Genomic DNA, 18,812 nt, shown 5'->3' with positions numbered 1-18,812 from the left:
TTATGCGGCTGATTCTTGGTAATGTTGTAAACGATGAGGGTGAGTGTAGATCATATGATTTTCGTGGCGGGCGAAGCCAACCAGGGTCAGTCCGCACTCTTCCGCCAATTGAATTGCTAACGCGGTAGGTGCCGAGATGGCTGCCAGCAAGGTGATGCCAACACTGGCCGCTTTTTGTACCATTTCATAACTGGCGCGGCTGGTGACCAGCAGCCAGCCATTTTCAAAATCGCAGTTGGCCTTGGCTAATGAACCGATCAGTTTATCCAGTGCATTATGACGGCCGACATCTTCCCTTACAGTAACGATGCCGCGTTCCGGGTGCAGCCACGCTGCCGCATGGACCGCACCGGTCAGCAAATTCAGAGATTGCTTTTGCGCCATATCGGCGAAACCGCTGCTTAATAGCGCTGCACTCAGCGCTAAACCTTGACCCACGTGATTCGGACGCCGAATGGCTTGCTCCAGGGTGGTGGCTCCGCATAAACCGCAACCGGTTCTGCCGGTCATATTTTTTCCCTTGCCGTGCAGTTTCTCAAAACGCTCTTCAGGGATCGTCATCCTAACTTCCACTCCTTTGGAGCGTTGTACGACGCGTACCGATTGCAATTCCGACGTATGGCCGATGATTTCTTCGGTCAGACTGAAGCCCAATGCAAAATCTTCCAGATTGAGAGGGGTCGTCAGCATCACCACGTGCGGAATGGTGTTGTAAACCAACACCACCGGCACTTCTTCAGCGACATAATCCTCTTTCGCGGTGTGAACCGGGCCGCGCCAGCTATCGAACGTACCGGTTCGATAGCTGGTCCAGCCCAGTTCGCTTGAGACTGCATCCATAAGGCGGTTGCTGCTTACTCGTTGACCGCGATGCGGTTTTCCAGTAAAGACAACTGATTGTCGGAAAAGTCTTGGTATTCCTGTTGCCATGCCGAAGTTTGTGCAACTTTGGCGACATGCACAGCGGTGACTTTGTATTCCGGACAGTTGGTAGCCCAGTCCGAGTTATCGGTGGTGATGACGTTAGCGCCCGAATGCGGGAAATGGAACGTGGTGTAAACCACGCCAGGCTGCATGCGATCAGTAATCAAAGCTCGCAACACGGTTTCCCCGGAACGGCTTTTCACGCCGCACCAGTCACCATCGCTAATACCCAGTACTTCTGCATCGTGCGGATGCAATTCCAGACGATCTTCCTCGTGCCAGGCGACGTTTTCCGTGCGGCGAGTTTGGGCACCGACGTTGTACTGAGACAAGATCCGGCCGGTAGTCAGAATCAAAGGATATTTGCTGCTGGTACGTTCTTCGGTAGCGACATATTCGGTTAGCATGAAGCGGCCTTTACCGCGCACGAAGTGGTCGGCGTGCATAATCGGCGTGCCATCGGGTGTTTCGTCATTGCAAGGCCACTGTATGCTGCCCATTTCGTCGATTTTTTCGTAACTGACACCGGCGAATTGCGGCGTCAGCGCCGCGATTTCGGCCATGATTTCCGAAGGATGTCTGTAATTCATAGGATAACCCAGGGCGTTCGACAAATCCTGGGTTACTTCCCAGTCTTCCTTGCCACCCAGCGGGGTCATCACTTTACGAACCGGCGAAATCCGGCGTTCAGCATTGGTAAACGTGCCGTTCTTTTCCAGGAACGAGGAGCCTGGTAAAAACACGTGAGCAAATTTAGCGGTTTCGTTCAGGAAAATGTCTTGTACGACCAAGCATTCCAATTCACGTAGCGCGTGATGTACGTGGGTGATATCAGGATCGGATTGAGCGATGTCTTCGCCTTGTACGTACAAGCCTTTGAAACTACCGTCGATAGCGGCGGCAAACATATTCGGGATACGTAAGCCGGGTTCTGAGGACAGCGCCACGTTCCAAGCAGTTTCAAACTGAACGCGAGTTTGCGAGTCGGAAACATGGCGGTAGCCGACAAACTCGTGTGGGAACGAACCCATATCGCAAGAGCCTTGGACATTGTTTTGTCCGCGTAGCGGGTTGACACCAACGCCGTCGCGGCCAATGTTACCGGTCGCCATTGCCAGATTGGCAATACCAATAACGGTCGTGGAGCCTTGGCTATGTTCGGTCACACCCAAACCGTAATAGATCGCGCCATTACCGCCCGTTGCGTACAAGCGAGCCGCTGCGCGCATGGTTTCGGCGGGTACGCCGGTTAATTCGGCGACGGCCTCAGGTGAATGTTGGGGCAGCGCAACAAAGGTTTTCCATTTATTGAACGACTCAACATCGCAGCGTTCCAGTGCGAATTTTTCATCCGCCAAGCCTTCGGTGACGATGACGTGAGCCAATGCGGTGACAACCGCAACATTGGTGCCGGGGCGCAGTTTCAGATGGTAGTCGGCTTTCACATGCGGGCTATTGCTAACCAAATCGATACTGCGTGGATCGACCACGATCAGTTTCGCGCCTTGGCGTAAGCGGCGTTTCATCATCGAACCGAAAACCGGGTGGCCGTCAGTCGGGTTGGCGCCGATTACCATAATCACATCGGACTGCATCACCGAGTCAAAGGTTTGGGTGCCGGATGATTCGCCAAAAGTGCTTTTCAAGCCGTAGCCGGTCGGCGAATGGCAAACGCGGGCACAGGTATCGACATTGTTGTTACCGAAGCCGGCACGGATTAATTTTTGCACCAGATAGGTTTCTTCGTTAGTGCAACGCGAAGAGGTAATGCCGCCGATTGAGTCTTTGCCGTATTTGGCTTGGATCCCCTTCAATTTGGTGGCGGCAAAACTGATCGCTTCTTCCCAGCTGACTTCGCGCCAAGGATCGGAAATGTTTTCCCGTACCATAGGGGTAGTGATGCGGTCTTTGTGCGTGGCATAACCGAAGGCAAAACGGCCTTTGACGCAAGAGTGGCCGTGATTGGCTTGGCCGTTTTTATCCGGCACCATGCGTACCAGTTGTTCGCCTTTCATTTCGGCTTTGAATGAGCAACCGACACCGCAATAGGCGCAGGTGGTGACGGTGCTGTGTTCCGGAACACCGTGGTCGATTACCGATTTTTCCATCAGTGTCGCGGTGGGGCAGGCTTGCACGCAAGCGCCGCAGGATACGCATTCGGATTCCATGAATGGCTGATTTTGCCCTGGAGAGACTTTGGAATCGAAGCCGCGGCCGTCGATGGTCAATGCGAAGGTACCTTGTACCTCTTCGCAGGCACGGACGCATCGTGAACAAACGATACATTTTGCCGGGTCGAAGCTGAAATAGGGGTTACTGGTGTCTTTTTCGGAATCCAGATGATTCTCGCCGTCGAAACCGTAACGCACTTCGCGCAAGCCGACTTGGCCGACGGTATCCTGCAATTCGCAATCGCCGTTGGCGGCGCAGGTTAAACAGTCTAAAGGATGATCGGAGATGTATAGTTCGGCAATGCCGCGTCTGATGCTGGCTAGCTTGTCGTTCTGGGTACATACCTTCATGCCTTCTGCCACCGGGGTAGTACAGGAAGCCGGATAGCCGCGCGCACCTTCGATTTGCACCAGGCACATCCGACAAGAACCGAACGGATCCAGGCTATCGGTGGCGCACAATTTAGGAATGCTGATCCCCGCTTCGGCGGCGGCGCGCATCACGGAACTGCCGGCATTGACAGTGACCTTGTGGCCGTCGATTTCCAGAGTGACTTGATTTGCAGACGAACTTGCGGGAGTTCCGTAATCTATTTCGTTATTGTCAGACATGTTTATCTCCTGGTAATCGCGATCAGGCTTTGGCGGATTGTAAGCCAAAGTCTTCAGGGAAATGATTCAGCGCGCTTAACACCGGGAAAGGTGTCATGCCGCCCATTGCACACAAAGATCCGTAAGTCATGGTGTCGCATAAATCGCGCAACAACACGGTGTTTTTATCCTTTTGCACGCCCTCGACGATACGATCTATTACTTCGACGCCACGTGTTGATCCTATCCGGCAAGGTGTGCATTTGCCGCAGGATTCTTCCACACAAAATTCCATTGCATAACGCGCCATGTCGGCCATGTTGACGGTATCGTCATGAACCACTATGCCGCCATGACCCAATACCGCTGAAATGGCCGCGAAGGCTTCGTAATCCAGCGGTGTATCGAACTGGCCCTCATGCAAATAAGCGCCCAGCGGTCCGCCGACCTGTACCGCGCGTATCGGTCGGCCGCTCGCTGAGCCGCCGCCGTAATCGTAAAGCAGCTCGCGTAAGGTCATGCCGAAAGCGACCTCAAACAGACCGGGGTGCTTGATATTTCCAGCCAGTTGCAGAGGCAGCGTACCGCGTGAACGGCCCATGCCGTAGTTTTTATAATATTCGCCACCTTTGTCCAGAATCACAGGAATCGAGGCCAGCGAAATGACATTGTTGACGATGGTAGGTTTACCGAACAGGCCGACGATAGCGGGGAGTGGTGGCTTAAAACGTACCAATCCACGTTTACCTTCCAGGCTTTCCAACAGGGAAGTTTCTTCGCCGCAAATATAGGCTCCGGCGCCGCTGCGTACTTCCAGGTGGAACGTTTTTCCGCTGTTTTGGATGTTTTCGCCCAAATAACCGTTTTTGTACGCCGCTTCGATAGCTTGATTCAGCGCAATCTTAGCGTGTGGGTATTCGACGCGCAGATAGATATAACCCTGAGTCGCGCCCACAGCCAAGCCGGCTATGGTCATGCCTTCGATCAAAACAAAGGGGTCGCCTTCCATGATCATTCTGTCGGAAAATGTACCGGAGTCGCCTTCATCAGCGTTACAGACGATGTATTTTTGATCTGCCGGGGCGTTTAATACCGTGTTCCATTTGATGCCGGTGGGAAACGCGGCGCCGCCACGGCCGCGCAGACCGGAGTCAGTGACCTGTTTGACGATTTCGGTGGCTTGCAAAGCCAACGCATTTTTCAGGCCACGGTATCCATCGTGAGCCAAGTATTCGTCGATGTTGACCGGGTCTGTTAGGCCGACGCGGGCGAAGGTAAGACGATTTTGATTTTTGAAATAAGCTATTTCTTCAATGTTGCCTAAATAAAGCGGATGTTGCTTGCCATCCAGCAGTCCGGCATCGAGTAAAGGTGCCACATCTTCTACTTGCACGGGGCCATAGGAAACTCTGCCTTGGCTGGTTTCGACTTCGACGAGGGGCTCCAGCCAGAACAATCCGCGAGAGCCATTGCGGACGATTTCAGCTGATAAGCCTTTGCTGCTAGCTTGCTGTTCCAATGCCTTGGCAACTTGTTCAGCACCCAGGGAAAGTGCGGTGGAATCACGGGAAATAAATACGCGTGTCATTATTTGGCACCTTTATAAGTGGCTAGCAAACGATCAAATTTTTCAGTTGTGACGCGACCCATCACCTCGTCGTCTATGGTAATTGATGGCGAACAAGCGCAGTTACCTAAACAATAAACAGGTTCTAGTGAAAAAATTCCGTCAGCTGTGGTTTCGTGAAAGTCGATGCCAAGCTGTTGTTTAACATGGGTTTCCAGCGCTTTACCGTTCATTGCTTGGCATGATTCGGCCCGACAAATTCGTATTGTGTGCTCTCCGGGCGGAGTCTCCCGAAAGTAATGATAAAAACTAATAACCCCGTGGACTTCCGCTTGGGAAAGATTGAGCGACTTGGCAATGTCTACTACGGCGGCCGGCGGGATGTAGCCCAGAGTGTCCTGAATACCATGCAAAATAGGCAACAGATTACCCGGCATTGCTTGATGAGTGTTCAGTATTTCCAACACGGTGGGTTTTTGGGTTTGATAGTCTTGCATCATTGGCTCTGTAATAAATGACGAAAAGGTTATCGTCCTATTTAATCATGAACAAACCTGGGTTTGCAATTCGGGTTCGTGCCTCAATCCCGCGTATTTCCTAAGCAAAGCAAGGTAATTGCAACATCGGACTCTGATTAGTTTGGGAAGTTCGCGTGGAAAAAATGTGATGGTGGATGCTTTACTTTTAAATGATAATTGTTATCATTAATGCGCATATGAATTAAGTGAGGGTGTTATGTACGTATGTGTGTGTAAAGCGGTCACCGATAGACAGGTTACGCAGGCAATCAGTCAAGGTGTATGTAATCGCAGACAGCTGATGCAGTGCACGGGTGCGGGTGGTGTATGTGGAAAATGCACGGCCAGTATTAAAGCTTTACTGGATGAAAATACGCAGAATCGGAAGATGCAAGCTCAAGCGGCATAGTTATTTAGTTAGCTGAGCTTATAGGGATATAAGACGTATGTTGCAAAAAAACAGGGCGGTTGGACCGCCCTGTTCTGTATGGCGCGTTATTTAGCTGTAGCCGCTGGTTCGGTGGGTTTTACGTCTGCGTTTGGTGCGGCGCTGGCTGGTTCGGCCGGAGTGGCCTCAGCAGCAGGTGCTGGTGCAGCCTGATCAGCCGGTTGAGCCTCTTCTTGCTTTGGTGGTGTCGGCGGCAGTAAGACTTCAACTTTGGCGTTTTTGCGCAAATTTTCGATCATGGCTTGCGCTTTTTGGCGCTGTAACATTGGGCGAATTTGTTCTTTAACTGAATCAAACGGCGGTGGTGTTAGCGCTCTGGACTCTTCGCGCAGGATCACATGCCAGCCAAACTGAGTTTGCACGGGTTGTTTGCTGAATTTGCCGTTTTCCAGCGCAACCACTGCTTCAGAGAAGGGCGGGACCATGCGATCAGCGGTAAACCAACCTAAATCTCCACCTTCGGAGCCCATCGGGTCGATGGAATGTTTTTTAGCCAGCGCGGTAAAATCGCCGCCTTTTTCCAGTTCTGCGATCAGTTTTTTTGCTTCGTCTTCGGTTTTAACCAAAATGTGGCGGGCTTTGTATTCACTGCCCATATTAGCCATTTTGGAGTCGTATTCCGCTTTGATTTCTTCGTCGGTGACTGGGTTGGCTTTCAGGTAGTCTTGTAGGGCCGCTTGCGACAATAAGGAGTTTCTAACGGTCGCCATCCGTTCGATGACTTCCGGCGATTTATCCAGTTGTTTTTGTACGGCTTGCTGAATCAACAATTCGCGTTGAATCAGTTCTTCCAATAGCTGTTCTTTTGGGAATGTTTGGCCTTGGCTGCGTTCTGCAATTTCTTTTTCCAAGGTTTCCAAGGTTTTCTTGCTGATATAGGTGCCGTTAACCGAAGCAACCGCGTCCTCTTTGCTGACAGTCGGTGCCGCTGGTGCGGACGCTTCCTTGGCTTTTTCTTCGAAGCAACCGGGTAACAGTACGCTACTGGCTAGTATCAGGGGAATAAGTTTCAGTTTCATCTTAAGAATTTCCTTTAGCTGTTTTCAGAGGGGGTTAAAGCGTTAATGCCCAGGGCATGGATTTCATCCTTCATCATGTCGCCCAAGGCCTGATAAACCAGCTGATGTCTTTGCACCAGAGATTTACCTTCAAATTGAGTGGATATGAGAGTGACATGGAAATGACCGCCACCTTTGTTACCGGCGTGGCCGGCGTGTGCGGCGCTATGGTCGATGATTTCGATTAATTCTGGCTTAAAAGCTTCTTCCAGCTTCTGTCTGATATGGTCGGCTGTCATTGGGGAAATACTTGTTTGAAAGGTTTAACGGTAACACGAGCATATACGCCCGCGGAGATATAAGGGTCGGCATCGGCCCAGTCTTGGGCGTCCTGCCGACTGGCAAACTCGGCAACAATCAGGCTGCCGCTAAATCCGGCATCGCCGGGGTTTTCGCTATCTATCGCAGGATGCGGCCCGGCCAATACCAAGCGGCCTTGGTTTTGCAATATAGTTAATCGTTCCAGATGCTGCGGACGGGCGGCCAAACGATTGCTCAGGCTGTCCGCGACATCTTCGGCCATGATGGCATACAACATTACTCTTTAGCCTCTGGTGCGGGAATAAACTTATACAAGAACACTATTTGTACGGCAATAAAAATAAGCATCAGGCCGGGAACGCCGAAAGTTTTAAAGCTGACCCAGTCGTCGGTGCTGTAGTTCGCCATCACGTATAAATTTAAACAGCCGACCCCGATAAAAAACATGGACCAGCTCAGGTTAAGGCGTTTCCAGATACGATCCGGCAATTCGAGGTTTGCGCCCATCATGCGTTCTATAAAAGTTTTTTTGCCGACGAATTGGCTGACCAAAAATGCACCGCCGAACAGCCACTCAATAATGGTTAGTTTCCACTTAATGAATTGCTCGTCATGTAAATATAGTGTCGCACCACCCATGACCAAAATTAATCCCAGTGTAATCCACTGCATGGTTTCCACTTTGCGATAGAGCAGCCAATAGCTGATGACCTGCACAACCGTGGCGGCGATTACGACGGCAGTGGCAATGTAAATGTCGTACAGTTTGTACGCGACAAAGAATAGAACGATAGGGAAAAACTCTAAAAGCGGTTTCATGATTGACGTTTAAAGATGGGAGGGAGGTTAGACGTAAAGATCGATACCGGAAATGATCTCTGCAACCCGGGATTGGGCGGGTTGATTGCGGTTTTCTGTGTAGGCGTTCAATGCTTTCAAGGTACGCGAATTACTTGGTTGGTCGTTATTGCTTACCGTCAACCCGTTGTCCGCCAGAGCGGCCTTGATTTGAGCGGTTGACGAGGTTTTAGGTAAATCAGGATTCTGCCGAGGTATCTCGGTCTCGTCGCTATTAGGCTTTTGCTTTTGTTCAAGATTATTATCCGGCCGTACGGCTCTCGGCTGGTTATAGCCGACCGGATAAAAAGCCAAGGATGAACTGTGTATTGTGTTCACAAAGCGCGATTAGATCCCAAGTATCAATTACTTCATTGTAGAATCTTTGGGTGCAATTGTACATGAGCCTAACGGCTTTGCTGCTAAAATGCCGGTTTTAAAGGAGGATTTCATGATTCAGTCCAATAACGTCGAACTGGAAGCGGCGGCTTTCAGGCAACTACTAGCCCATTTACAACAGCATACCGAAGTGCAGAATATCGAACTGATGGTGCTCGCTGATTTTTGCCGGAATTGCCTGGCTAAATGGTATGCAGCCGCCGCCGCAGAACGCGCAATCGACATTGATTACGAGCAAGCACGGCAGATTGTCTACGGCATGCCTTACAGCGAATGGAAAGATAAATATCAACGCGAAGCCACTCCGGAGCAACTGGCAGCGTACGACGCAAAACAAAAACTGAAAGCGCAATCATGACGGAAGAAAAACCCTTCGATGCGATGTTCTCCAGCGTGATTGGTAAAGAATATCAAATGCTCAACTTGATATGCCCATTTGCGACGGAAATGAGCCGCTTAGTCGGTGAAATGGTTGGCGATTACTGTGAGAAGCAGAGCACTCCCCAGACAGTGGTTGAACTCGGTGGCGGTACCGGTATCACCACGTTGGCGATCCTGTCTGCCGCGGATAACCTAAGTATATTAAGTGTCGATAACGAACCCACCATGCAAAATCAGGCGAAGCAGAGTTTGCGGGACTGGGTCGCAGCAGGCAGATTGTGTTTTTCCGGCGAGGACGCCTTGACGGCATTACAAGCATTGGCGAGCGACAGCGTCGATATTTTGGCGTCGGCATATACTTTGCATAATTTCCATAGCGATTACCGGCGGCAAGTGTTGACTGAAATATATCGGGTGTTAAAGCCAGGTGGAAAATTCGTCAACGGCGACCGTTATGCCTTGGATGATGTCAGCGCGCATACCCGCAGCATTCAGCAAGAAGTTGGCGGTTATTTTAAGGTGTTGACCGAAATCAACCGATTGGATTTACTCGAGCATTGGATAGTCCATCTGTTTAACGACGAGTCGGAAAATCATGTTATGCGCGAATCCGTCGCGTTGGCGCAGATGGCTAAGGCCGGTTTTCGGGACATTGATTTGCAGCAACGCATGGAGGTCAATGCCTTGGTAACTGCGCTTAAATGACACCTTACGGTGCTTGCGAATCAGCATTTGCTGAACTATGTGCGGCTTAAACGAGAAAAAACATGGCTGAATCGACTGGTAGTAAAAACAAAAAAACCTTGGATGCGTTCGCCGACGATCTGGATGCCATGCTCAATATTGGCGACCCCTCCGAACAACAGGTTGGCACAATAGATGATGACGAAGCCATTGACCGTTTGCTGGTGGGCGACGAGACATTCGAGCCTGAGGCGCAACAGGAAATTGACGAGTTCGCGGATATCGATGAATTGCTGAGTGCAAATGAGCCTAAGGCAGTATCGAGTTTAGCCGACGATATTGATGAGTTTGGTGACGATTTCAACGCCGACATCGGCATTAATCCCGGACGCGAGCAGCAAGTTATCGACGATGAGTTTGCCGATATCGTCGATGCCGAAAATCAGGGGAACCCTTTAGATTTGCCGGTTGATGATGTATTTGAAGAAGTAGCAGAGTTAGAGCGGGTCGGTCAAATCGACGATTTCCCCGAAGACACCCCGGTCGCCGCAGTGGGTTTGCCGGAAACCGTGATGGACGAGCTGGAGAATATGGCCGAAATAGACGAGTTTTCCGATGATGCTGAGTTGGCTGGCGGCAATGCCGATTTTCTGATTGCGGATTTCGATATTTCGGCTGATGACGAATATGCACCAGCGGTACCGCCAATCGTCGATGATTTTGCCGATTTGGAAGAACCCGATAACAGCGTCCAAGCAAGTGCGCCGGAACCGGAGCCGGATTTGGATCAGATATTTGCGGCAGCGGTCAGTGAGCAAAATAACGAGGAAGAATTAGTCGTCGTCCAGAGCAATGAGCCGGAAATAGTGCCGATTGCCGACGCGGTCGAGCAAGTTCAAGCGGCCCCAGTGCCGCCTATACAAGTCATCGATCATAGTAGCGAAATTGCCGCGTTGAATCGGAATATCGTCGACCTCAAAAAGCATCAGCAGCAGATGCGCCACGATCTAACCGAGGCGGCGGGTAAAAATGAGATGCTTGGTTGTTTGGATAGTCTGGAAAGCGTACAGACCGAACAGAAGAAAACCAAGCGGGCCTTGGATGCCTTGGCGGCTAAAAAGCCGGTAGCCGCCTATGTGGCCAATGGCATCGCAGTGGCGGCGCTGCTGATCGGTACCGGATTAGGAATACAAGGCATGATCGCTAAGTCGCAAGTCGGCGAGTTGGTCAGTATTATCGGAAAACTGCAGGAACAAGTGAATGCTGCGCCTGCCAGCGATGCAGCGGACAAGGAAATGTTGCGCAAACAGTTGGACGAGTTGACGGTGAGCAATGGCGTGATGGCCACTCAGATTGCGGAATTAAGTAAGGCGGGGCATGCTGATACTGGTGCGGCAAAAGCGAACGGCGATCAGGCCAAGCCTTCTGCCGAAATCGGCAGCCAGATCATGCAAATCGGCGCTGCGATAGAAGCTTTGCAGAACAAGGTGAGCGCCTTGGAAAAAGGTCGAGCGGTAGCTGCCGCGCCGGCCCCTAAGCCGGAAAAGAAAAAGCCGGTACCGGTCGAGGAAAATTGGGCGGTCAATTTAATTGCGTTTAAACAGGATTGGTATGCCAAGAGCAAGGCCCAAGAGTTTGCGGGCAAAGGCGTGCCGGCCAAGGTAGTCAAAACCGAATCCAAGGGCGAAAACTGGTACCGTTTGTTTGTGGACGGTTTTAAAACCCAGTACGAAGCGGCGGCTTATGCGGCGAAAATCAAGAAAACCCTTAATCTCGATTCGGTGTGGGTTACCCGCAATAAAGAATAGCCATGGATAATCAGAAACTTGTGGTTGCCGTATCGTCCAGGGCCTTATTCAATCTGGATGAATCGCACGCGATTTTCGAAACCCAGGGCAAGGAAGCGTTTTGTCGCTATCAGATTGAGCACGAAAACGAAATTCTGCCGCCGGGTTTTGGATTTTCCTTGGTGAAGAAGTTTTTGGATATTAACAAAGCTTTTCCCGGGGCGCCGCTGGTGGAGATTATCCTGCTGTCGCAAAATAGCGCGGATACCGGTTTGCGTATCTTTAACTCGATTAATCATTACGAACTGGCGATTAGCCGGGCGGCGTTTACTAGCGGCGTTTCGCCCTACGAATATATTCCGGCTTTTGGCGCGCATTTGTTTTTGTCGGCCAATGGCGAGGATGTCAGAAAAGCTCTGGCTGCCGGTTATGCTGCTGCGACCATCGTCTCCGGCGCGGTAGCCAATCCGTCCCCGCAATTGCGGATTGCGTTTGATGGTGATGCTGTGCTGTTTTCCGATGAATCGGAGCGGATTTATCAACAACACGGTTTGGCGGCTTTTGCCGCCAATGAGCGCAACGAGGCGCATAAGCCCTTGTCCGACGGACCGTTGAAAGAGTTTTTAAGTGCTTTGCACCGCATTCAAACCCATTTCGATCAAGATTTGTCGCCGATTCGCACCGCGTTGGTCACCGCACGCGCCGCACCGGCTCACGAGCGGGTCGTTAGAACCTTGCGGGCTTGGGGAATTAGAATTGATGAAGCCTTGTTTTTAGGCGGCATGCCCAAGGGGGCGTTTTTAAAAGCGTTCGGGGCTGATATTTTCTTCGATGATCAAAAAGGCCATTGCGATTCCGCGGAGTCCCATCAAATCGCTGCCGCCCACGTCCCGCATGGCGTCACAAATCAACACCGACCTTGAAGCGCACTAACCAAGGGGTGCTTTCCACGCAAGCTTTCAAATACAAGGTGTTGCCGTACAGCAGGCTGATTTTACTGCCTACCGTGTATTTGCCGTTGGCTAACAACACCTCGGGGTGCTCGGTTTCCATCCCGATGACTATGGCTTTCTGGCTGTTGCTGTCGCCGGCATTTTCGATGTCGTGGATTGTAATGTTGCCGATAATGGGTTCCAGCAAAATTAGTGTTACATCTTCATATAGCGTTTGCTGGCGAACTATCACCACTTTGGCGGGCTGCTGCTCGCGACACAGTAAGCCAATATCGCCGGTTGAACAATTGGGCGCGGGGCTTTCCGCCACCAGGAATTGTTTGCTGACGTTGCGTAGCAGACTCAGGCTAGTGCCGTGTTCGGGGAAACTGACAATGCTGGCATTGAGCGGTTTGTAGAAACTTTTTTCATGTTCCAATGGCACAAGAGACATATCGCGGGCCAGGGACCTACCGCGCGACAATTGCGAGCTAAGGTTCATGATTTTCGATAATTTTTCTTCGCCTTGCAGATGGGCGCTGACCGCAACGAAGCCCTCGAGTAAGTGTGCAGGCATCGGCGGGCCGATTGCCACCGATGCGAAAATATTGCTGTATCCAGTCAAGTGCAAGGCCAGTTTGGTCTGCATGTTTGAATTCAGTTCGGTCTCGATTTCGCCAAGTTGCAAGGCATGGCCGAGTCTCAGGCAGCTGATGTGCACGGAGCCGCGCGGCAATGTACTGTTCGTGCGCGGTATTGGACTTGGTTCGCTGCCCAGATTCCAAAAAAAACCGCTATCCGGATTGGCAGTTTTGCTGAGCTCCAGGCGATCTTGATGCTGATTGACCAACTGAAATAATTGACTGATTTCAGTTGTTGAGTATTGGTTGGGTTTGCTGAGTGCAAACAAGACGTTGCGTTTAACGACTGCTTCAATGGTGCTTTGTAACTTAAACTCCTGAAGTTTGGAAGAGATCGGTTTTTTTAACAGTTGCAGTTCAACAGCTATGGTGTAAAGCAGGCCGCTCTTTTTCCACAAGGTTGTAGACGGCATTTCGTAAAACAGCGCCGTGCTGCGCAGACAGTACCCAACGAGTTGCAAAGCATAAAATATCGCTTGTTGGGTCAGCAATGTATCGAGTTGTTTGGTCTCGACAGTACGGCAAAAAGCCAGGCTTAAGTGCCTGAGTAATTGCATGGCTAGTTTCGCAATTTTTAGCGCTTTGGTGTTGGTGGCTAGGTCTGTTTCGGAACGCGCCGCATTGGTTAATCCATTGGATAAATGCAATGTCAGTGGCGTTAAATTGACGAGTATCGGCAACACGTTTGCGGCTGGGGCGTTGCTGCGAGTCAGTTGTTTAAGGACCAGATTCAACTGATTTGCAGCGTTCGCCGCCGGCAACGCGCTTAATGAATTTATCCATGCGCCGAGGGACTCCGTTGACAGCTCAAAAGGCAGTGATGCGTTATCGGTCATGTACTTGCGAGTTAAGTTGTGTTGAAAACATTACCTCAGTTTAGTTCAGATTGGCGGCTAAAGGCAGCTGCCAATTTTACGAAACCCCGGCGGCTGCATAAAATGCCGATTCCATCGAATAAACACAGCAGAGTAATGACGCGAATATTGAATTGTAAATGGGAACTTGCCGCACCGGTTTTTGGGATATTGCTCACCATGGCCTTTGCTCCATACGATTATGCCTACGCCGCAATCGGTGCATTAGTTTTCATTTACTGGGTTTGGCAGCGGCAGATGCCGAAGAGGGCGGCGCTCAGTGGTTATTTGTTTGGCTTGGGCTTGTTCGGTTCAGGTATTTGGTGGACGTATATCAGTATTCACGATTTTGGCGGCGGCGACCCGTATAGCTCGATAGCGCTGACGGCTTTGCTGGTAGCAGTTTGGGCTTTGTTCCCGGCCTTGACCGGCTGGTTTATCGCCAAAACCTCGGTGTGGTCCGGGGCATGGTTACGAATAATAGCCGCCGCTATTGCGTGGGTAGCAGTCGAGTACTTTCGCGGTTATTGGTTGTTGAATGGTTTTCCCTGGCTGCAAATTGCCTACAGCCAACTGTCTACGCCTTTGGCTGGTTATGCCCCACTGACCGGGGTTTATGGAGTCGGGTTTTTGTTGGCTGTATCGGCTTTTTCGTTAGTCGAGATATTGCGTGGCAAATTGCGGGCTTTGCCGGGGCTGCTGGTTTTAGGATTAATTTGGGCGGGCGGTGGCTATTTGCAAACCGTGTCGTGGACTCAAGCCGCTGGCGCGCCGATCAAGGTAACATTGGTGCAAGGCAATATTGGCCAGGATCAGAAGTGGCAAAAAAATCAGAAACTCAACACGCTCAGACTTTATCAAGAGCTCACAGAACAGCATTGGGATTCTGATGTAATCATCTGGCCGGAAACCTCGATTCCGGCCTTTCTGTCGCAAGTGAAAGAGTTCTACATCGATCCTCTGCAAACTGCCGCGCAAGCGCATGGAGTTGATTTGGTTGTTGGGCTACCCAGCAGCGGGCAGGGTAAGGAGTATTACAACAGCGTCATGACCTTGGGCGAAAATCAAGCCCTTTACCACAAAAATCACCTACTGCCTTTTGGCGAATATTTACCGCTTCAGCCGTTATCGGGCTGGGTATTGGATAAATTGCAAATACCTCTGGGCGATTTCGCTGCCGGTGGCGACCGGCAAACGTTGTTGACGGCGGGCGGTCACGCGTTTGTCACTACTATTTGTTATGAAGATGCCTTCGGCGAGTTGGTTGCCCGACAGATTGCGGATGCCGGCTATATCGTCAACATGACTAACGACGCCTGGTTCGGCAATTCCTCACAGCCGCATCAACACATGCAAATGGCGCAAATGCGGGCGCTGGAAACCGGCCGCTATTTGGCACGAGCCACCAATACTGGTGTGACCGGGTTTGTAGGTCCGGACGGTGCATTACGTAAGCAGGCGCCTTTGTTTACTACGACTACTTTAACCGATTATATAGTTCCGATGCGTGGTCTTACGCCTTACGTCATCTTGGGTGATAAAGGTTTTTTCGGGGTGTTGGCGGTATTGCTACTGGTGACGTATGTCTGGCATCGCAAGTTCGGTGCGGGTATTTCCAAACAAGGCGTTGAAGCCGTTTAGAACTGTGGCGATTGATTTAGAAAACATTCCTCAGAAGTACTTATGATCCCTACGCGCTGTAAATCCGCAATCCTGATTGGCACACTGGCCTTTGCGGTCGGAACATCCCAGGCTGAACCTGCTTTAGAAACGCCTGCATTCTGGTTGGAATCTGGGCAAAACCGCATCAAGGCGGCTGAGCAACTTAAAGCCAATAAAGCATTCGCCAAAAACGTGATTCTATTTGTCGGCGACGGTATGGGCATCGCGACCATTACCGCGGCGCGTATTCTGGAGGGGCAGCGTAAACCGGGCAATCGTGGCGGCGAGGAGAATTCGCTGAGTTTCGAAACAGCGCCTTATGTGGCGCTGTCGAAAACGTACAGCGCCAATCAGCAAACCCCGGATTCCGCGCCGACCATGTCAGCCATCATCACTGGTGTGAAAACCAACGATGGTGAATTGTCGGTGGGGATGCAGGTGGCACGCCGGGAAAAAAGCGCAGATGTCATCAATACCTACAAGGTGAAAACCTTACTGGAACAGGCCGAGGAAAAAGGTCTATCGACTGGCGTGGTTTCTACTGCCCGAGTCACGCATGCCACTCCGGCTGCTTGTTACGCCCACACCTCTGAACGTGATTGGGAGTCTGATGCGCAAGTTCCTGCGGGCGCCACAGTTCGCGATATTGCCAAGCAACTCCTGGAGTTCGAATACGGTAACGGCCTGGAAGTGGCTTTGGGTGGCGGGCGTAGCATGTTTTTGCCCGAAACGACGCCGGACCCGGAAGATAGTGACAAGTTTGGTAGCCGCAAAGACGGTGTTGATTTGACCCAGCGTTGGCTAGCCCAATATCCGCAATCGGCTTACGTTTATAACAAAGCCGGCTTCGACGCCATAGACTTTAAGCAAACCGAGCATTTGCTGGGACTGTTCGAACGTTCGCACATGGAATACGAACATGACCGGCTTGGCGACAAGGGTGGAGAGCCGTCTTTGACCGAGATGACCGAAAAAGCCATAGATATATTGTCGAAAAATAAAAAAGGCTATGTGCTGATGGTGGAGGCGGGCCGTATCGATCATGCCCATCACGCCGGTAATGCCTATAGAGCCTTGACGGAAACAATCGAGCTATCTAATGCGGTGCGCAAGGCGCTGGAAAAAACCAATCCTGTAGATACTTTAATCGTCGTTACCGCCGACCATAGCCATACCTTTACTATCGCCGGCTACCCGCAACGCGGCAATCCTATCATGGGCTTGGTGAAACAAGCCGGCGAGAACGGTTTTGCCAAGGACAGCAACGGCCTGCCTTACGCTACGCTGGGATATGCCAATGGCCCGGGCTATCGAGGCCAAAACGGCCGCCCGGATCTAAGCGTTGTCGATACTGCACATCCCGATTTTCTGCAGGAAGCCGTCGTCCCGCTGGGTAGCGAAACGCACGGTGCCGAAGATGTGGCGATTTTCGCGTTTGGCCCCAAAGCGCATTTATTTCATGGCGTACAGGAGCAAAGTTATATCTATCAAGTGATGGCGCATGCATTGAAGTTTAAGGCCGGGCGGTAAAATCTCACCAATTGTGAATATAGGGGTCTCAGCGCAAATCTACGCTAAAGATAAGGCATTAAGACCGTGGTACTTGTTAAGCGTACGAACCGAGCTATGTCGGCAAATTTAAAAATTCATGGCAAATTACCGTTTGGCCGGATTTGCTTGGGCCATTAATAATGAAATCTTAATTTGCACATAATCTAGATTTAAGGAAGTCTAAATAAAGTAACGACACACAAATCTAGCTTAGACGGTTATAAGGAAAAAATTATGGACAATATAAAAGCGATACCAATAGCCAGCCATGCCGACAGCAATTATTGTGACCACCCGACCTTGACCATGGAATTCGCCTACGGGTCGCCAACCGGGAGTTTCATCTGTATGGAATGCGGGCGACTGTTATCTAAATCGACGGTCCGACAGGCAGCATTCGTCCCAAATGCTGTGCCAATAAAGACCATGCAGCCGTTAAGATTGCCCGTGTTTATAGTTTAGATACGCGCACGAGAAAACCACAATCACAAAAAAGCCGGGTATTGTTCCCGGCTCTGCTTATCTAATTGACAACTCAGTGATTTTTTGGAAGCTAATTATTCTGTTATAGCTGATTTGAATAGGCTTATCTTCCGATCTCAACGTCACGCCATGCCTCAACGGCGAACTCCGCTAATTCTTTGATTATTCCAAGTATGAATAACGCAAGACCATAAGTAAGTCCGGCGAGTATCAGCACTGCAAGTATTTTCATAAGACCTCCCAAAAGCTATCGGCTGGTCCGATTCTGCCACCTTTTTTCTAAAACTCAACAGTGTTTTGGTCGCTCTCGTAGACGGTGTGCTTCCAAAAAAGTAGACAAAATCTTCCAAAACAGAATCTTGATTCACTTTCTTAAAGTCAATTAAATGTTATCGATTTTGTCATTTGAACTGCCATATCTTGGTGGTGTCTCTGTGTTCGCGCAATCGAAGGATTTGTTCATCAGCTTGAATGGGCTGATAGATTAGCCTTAGGCCGTGGCTGATCGCCGTATTGGACACAGATAAGCGATCGTTTCCGTTACTGACCAAAAATGTCAGGTGACTGTCACTTATGGCAATACTGCGCTGACAAAAAATAGTCTTATCTACGCAGATCGTTCGAAGAGGCGGAGGTCATTCCGTGTTCAGAAAATGGTGCGTTATTTGCTTTATATCTATTGCCAGATGCTAGCGACATACATTCCGGTACAGCTAGATACACGTTTGATCAGTGTTTGTAAGCTAACGAATTCAATTGTTTATGAGACTTGAACAAGTTTTTGCTTTTATAGATAAACTGCACATTAGGGAATTATGATGATAACTAAATTCGGCAAATCCAACTCGCTTAAAACCCGTGATGCTGGTTTTCAAGCAAACCCAATATATCTTTACGAAATTGACCTAAGAGTCCAAACAGAAAATTGGTTGAAGCAAGGGCCTCAGCAATTGCAAAATAAATTGAAAAAATATCCGGTTTTGTAACTTAGTAAACGTCGTATGTACTGCTCTAATCGGGTCAGTTTTTCTAAGGAATGGTGTTGGCGGGATAATTGAGACCG

The 18,812-nt window shown here is 50.3% G+C and carries 18 protein-coding genes; 7 read left to right on the top strand and 11 right to left on the bottom strand.

Annotated elements, in window-relative coordinates; translation table 11 throughout:
- From fdhD to G006_RS0109630, 4 genes are read right to left on the bottom strand one after another with little or no spacing between them, the layout of a single operon-like run.
- A complete protein-coding gene (fdhD, locus tag G006_RS0109645; protein ID WP_020482980.1) occupies positions 1 to 840 on the bottom strand; it encodes a formate dehydrogenase accessory sulfurtransferase FdhD in 840 nt (279 codons plus the stop codon).
- A 14-nt stretch (positions 841 to 854) separates the two neighbouring features.
- Complete coding sequence (fdhF, locus tag G006_RS0109640) at positions 855 to 3,707, bottom strand: formate dehydrogenase subunit alpha (protein ID WP_020482979.1); 2,853 nt, start codon at positions 3,705 to 3,707, stop codon at positions 855 to 857.
- 22 nt (positions 3,708 to 3,729) lie between these two features.
- Positions 3,730 to 5,274, bottom strand: coding sequence for a formate dehydrogenase beta subunit (locus G006_RS0109635; protein ID WP_020482978.1), 1,545 nt, complete (start codon positions 5,272 to 5,274; stop codon positions 3,730 to 3,732).
- A complete protein-coding gene (locus G006_RS0109630; RefSeq protein ID WP_020482977.1) occupies positions 5,274 to 5,750 on the bottom strand; it encodes a formate dehydrogenase subunit gamma in 477 nt (158 codons plus the stop codon). Before G006_RS0109630 ends, G006_RS0109635 begins: the two co-directional genes overlap by 1 nt.
- Before the next feature lie 238 nt (positions 5,751 to 5,988).
- Between G006_RS0109630 and G006_RS27705 the strand changes: the two genes are divergently transcribed.
- The gene (locus G006_RS27705) at positions 5,989 to 6,180 is read left to right on the top strand and encodes a (2Fe-2S)-binding protein (protein ID WP_081607912.1); all 192 of its coding nucleotides are present in this window, start codon (positions 5,989 to 5,991) and stop codon (positions 6,178 to 6,180) included.
- An 86-nt stretch (positions 6,181 to 6,266) separates the two neighbouring features.
- Here G006_RS27705 and G006_RS0109625 read toward each other — a convergent pair whose 3' ends face one another.
- From G006_RS0109625 to G006_RS0109605, 5 genes are read right to left on the bottom strand one after another with little or no spacing between them, the layout of a single operon-like run.
- The gene (locus G006_RS0109625) at positions 6,267 to 7,238 is read right to left on the bottom strand and encodes a peptidylprolyl isomerase (RefSeq protein WP_020482976.1); all 972 of its coding nucleotides are present in this window, start codon (positions 7,236 to 7,238) and stop codon (positions 6,267 to 6,269) included.
- Between the two features lie 14 nt (positions 7,239 to 7,252).
- Entirely contained in the window at positions 7,253 to 7,516 is a 264-nt protein-coding gene (locus G006_RS0109620) for a BolA family protein (protein WP_020482975.1), read from the bottom strand.
- Complete coding sequence (locus G006_RS0109615; protein ID WP_020482974.1) at positions 7,513 to 7,815, bottom strand: YciI family protein; 303 nt, start codon at positions 7,813 to 7,815, stop codon at positions 7,513 to 7,515. The genes G006_RS0109620 and G006_RS0109615 overlap by 4 nt, the downstream gene beginning before the upstream one ends.
- A complete protein-coding gene (locus G006_RS0109610) occupies positions 7,815 to 8,357 on the bottom strand; it encodes a septation protein A (protein WP_020482973.1) in 543 nt (180 codons plus the stop codon). Before G006_RS0109610 ends, G006_RS0109615 begins: the two co-directional genes overlap by 1 nt.
- A gap of 27 nt (positions 8,358 to 8,384) precedes the next feature.
- Positions 8,385 to 8,714: a hypothetical protein gene (locus G006_RS0109605; protein ID WP_152428839.1), complete on the bottom strand. Its 330-nt coding sequence runs from the start codon at positions 8,712 to 8,714 to the stop codon at positions 8,385 to 8,387.
- Between the two features lie 112 nt (positions 8,715 to 8,826).
- Between G006_RS0109605 and G006_RS0109600 the strand changes: the two genes are divergently transcribed.
- The 4 genes from G006_RS0109600 (at position 8,827) to G006_RS0109585 (ending at position 12,549) form a co-directional block, all read left to right on the top strand.
- Positions 8,827 to 9,132 (top strand): DUF1244 domain-containing protein, encoded by a 306-nt coding sequence (locus G006_RS0109600; RefSeq protein ID WP_020482971.1) that lies wholly within the window; start codon positions 8,827 to 8,829, stop codon positions 9,130 to 9,132.
- Positions 9,129 to 9,860, top strand: coding sequence for a class I SAM-dependent methyltransferase (locus tag G006_RS0109595; protein ID WP_020482970.1), 732 nt, complete (start codon positions 9,129 to 9,131; stop codon positions 9,858 to 9,860). Before G006_RS0109600 ends, G006_RS0109595 begins: the two co-directional genes overlap by 4 nt.
- Before the next feature lie 62 nt (positions 9,861 to 9,922).
- Positions 9,923 to 11,647 (top strand): SPOR domain-containing protein, encoded by a 1,725-nt coding sequence (locus G006_RS0109590; RefSeq protein WP_020482969.1) that lies wholly within the window; start codon positions 9,923 to 9,925, stop codon positions 11,645 to 11,647.
- A gap of 2 nt (positions 11,648 to 11,649) precedes the next feature.
- Positions 11,650 to 12,549 (top strand): 5'-nucleotidase, encoded by a 900-nt coding sequence (locus G006_RS0109585; protein WP_020482968.1) that lies wholly within the window; start codon positions 11,650 to 11,652, stop codon positions 12,547 to 12,549.
- Here G006_RS0109585 and G006_RS0109580 read toward each other — a convergent pair.
- Positions 12,527 to 13,933 (bottom strand): hypothetical protein, encoded by a 1,407-nt coding sequence (locus tag G006_RS0109580; protein ID WP_152428838.1) that lies wholly within the window; start codon positions 13,931 to 13,933, stop codon positions 12,527 to 12,529. The two genes, G006_RS0109585 and G006_RS0109580, sit on opposite strands and share 23 nt — an antisense overlap.
- 204 nt (positions 13,934 to 14,137) lie before the next feature.
- Between G006_RS0109580 and lnt the strand changes: the two genes are divergently transcribed.
- Both lnt and G006_RS0109565 read left to right on the top strand, forming a co-directional pair.
- On the top strand, positions 14,138 to 15,694 hold the full coding sequence (lnt, locus tag G006_RS0109570; RefSeq protein ID WP_081607911.1) for an apolipoprotein N-acyltransferase: 1,557 nt from the start codon (positions 14,138 to 14,140) through the stop codon (positions 15,692 to 15,694).
- A 42-nt stretch (positions 15,695 to 15,736) separates the two neighbouring features.
- Positions 15,737 to 17,245 (top strand): alkaline phosphatase, encoded by a 1,509-nt coding sequence (locus G006_RS0109565; protein ID WP_020482964.1) that lies wholly within the window; start codon positions 15,737 to 15,739, stop codon positions 17,243 to 17,245.
- Positions 17,246 to 17,852: 607 nt separating this feature from the next.
- On the opposite strand, the gene G006_RS29350 is transcribed toward G006_RS0109565, so the two are convergent.
- Positions 17,853 to 17,981, bottom strand: a complete 129-nt coding sequence (locus G006_RS29350) for a hypothetical protein (RefSeq protein ID WP_020482963.1) — start codon at positions 17,979 to 17,981, stop codon at positions 17,853 to 17,855.
- Positions 17,982 to 18,812 lie beyond the last annotated feature (831 nt).

Source organism: Methylomonas sp. MK1 (assembly GCF_000365425.1).
Lineage (GTDB): Bacteria > Pseudomonadota > Gammaproteobacteria > Methylococcales > Methylomonadaceae > Methylomonas.
The sequence above is the reverse complement of the archived record's forward strand: the minus strand, read 5'-3'. Positions and strand labels throughout refer to the sequence as shown.

Excerpts from the sequence above, each read along its gene's own strand:
- fdhD (WP_020482980.1), bottom strand. The coding sequence starts at position 840 with ATGGATGCAGTCTCAAGCGAACTGGGCTGGACCAGCTATCGAACCGGT.
- fdhF (WP_020482979.1), bottom strand. The coding sequence starts at position 3,707 with ATGTCTGACAATAACGAAATAGATTACGGAACTCCCGCAAGTTCGTCT.
- G006_RS0109635 (WP_020482978.1), bottom strand. The coding sequence starts at position 5,274 with ATGACACGCGTATTTATTTCCCGTGATTCCACCGCACTTTCCCTGGGT.
- G006_RS0109630 (WP_020482977.1), bottom strand. The coding sequence starts at position 5,750 with ATGCAAGACTATCAAACCCAAAAACCCACCGTGTTGGAAATACTGAAC.
- G006_RS27705 (WP_081607912.1), top strand. The coding sequence starts at position 5,989 with ATGTACGTATGTGTGTGTAAAGCGGTCACCGATAGACAGGTTACGCAG.
- G006_RS0109625 (WP_020482976.1), bottom strand. The coding sequence starts at position 7,238 with ATGAAACTGAAACTTATTCCCCTGATACTAGCCAGTAGCGTACTGTTA.
- G006_RS0109620 (WP_020482975.1), bottom strand. The coding sequence starts at position 7,516 with ATGACAGCCGACCATATCAGACAGAAGCTGGAAGAAGCTTTTAAGCCA.
- G006_RS0109615 (WP_020482974.1), bottom strand. The coding sequence starts at position 7,815 with ATGTTGTATGCCATCATGGCCGAAGATGTCGCGGACAGCCTGAGCAAT.
- G006_RS0109610 (WP_020482973.1), bottom strand. The coding sequence starts at position 8,357 with ATGAAACCGCTTTTAGAGTTTTTCCCTATCGTTCTATTCTTTGTCGCG.
- G006_RS0109600 (WP_020482971.1), top strand. The coding sequence starts at position 8,827 with ATGATTCAGTCCAATAACGTCGAACTGGAAGCGGCGGCTTTCAGGCAA.
- G006_RS0109595 (WP_020482970.1), top strand. The coding sequence starts at position 9,129 with ATGACGGAAGAAAAACCCTTCGATGCGATGTTCTCCAGCGTGATTGGT.
- G006_RS0109590 (WP_020482969.1), top strand. The coding sequence starts at position 9,923 with ATGGCTGAATCGACTGGTAGTAAAAACAAAAAAACCTTGGATGCGTTC.
- G006_RS0109585 (WP_020482968.1), top strand. The coding sequence starts at position 11,650 with ATGGATAATCAGAAACTTGTGGTTGCCGTATCGTCCAGGGCCTTATTC.
- lnt (WP_081607911.1), top strand. The coding sequence starts at position 14,138 with ATGCCGATTCCATCGAATAAACACAGCAGAGTAATGACGCGAATATTG.
- G006_RS0109565 (WP_020482964.1), top strand. The coding sequence starts at position 15,737 with ATGATCCCTACGCGCTGTAAATCCGCAATCCTGATTGGCACACTGGCC.
- G006_RS29350 (WP_020482963.1), bottom strand. The coding sequence starts at position 17,981 with ATGAAAATACTTGCAGTGCTGATACTCGCCGGACTTACTTATGGTCTT.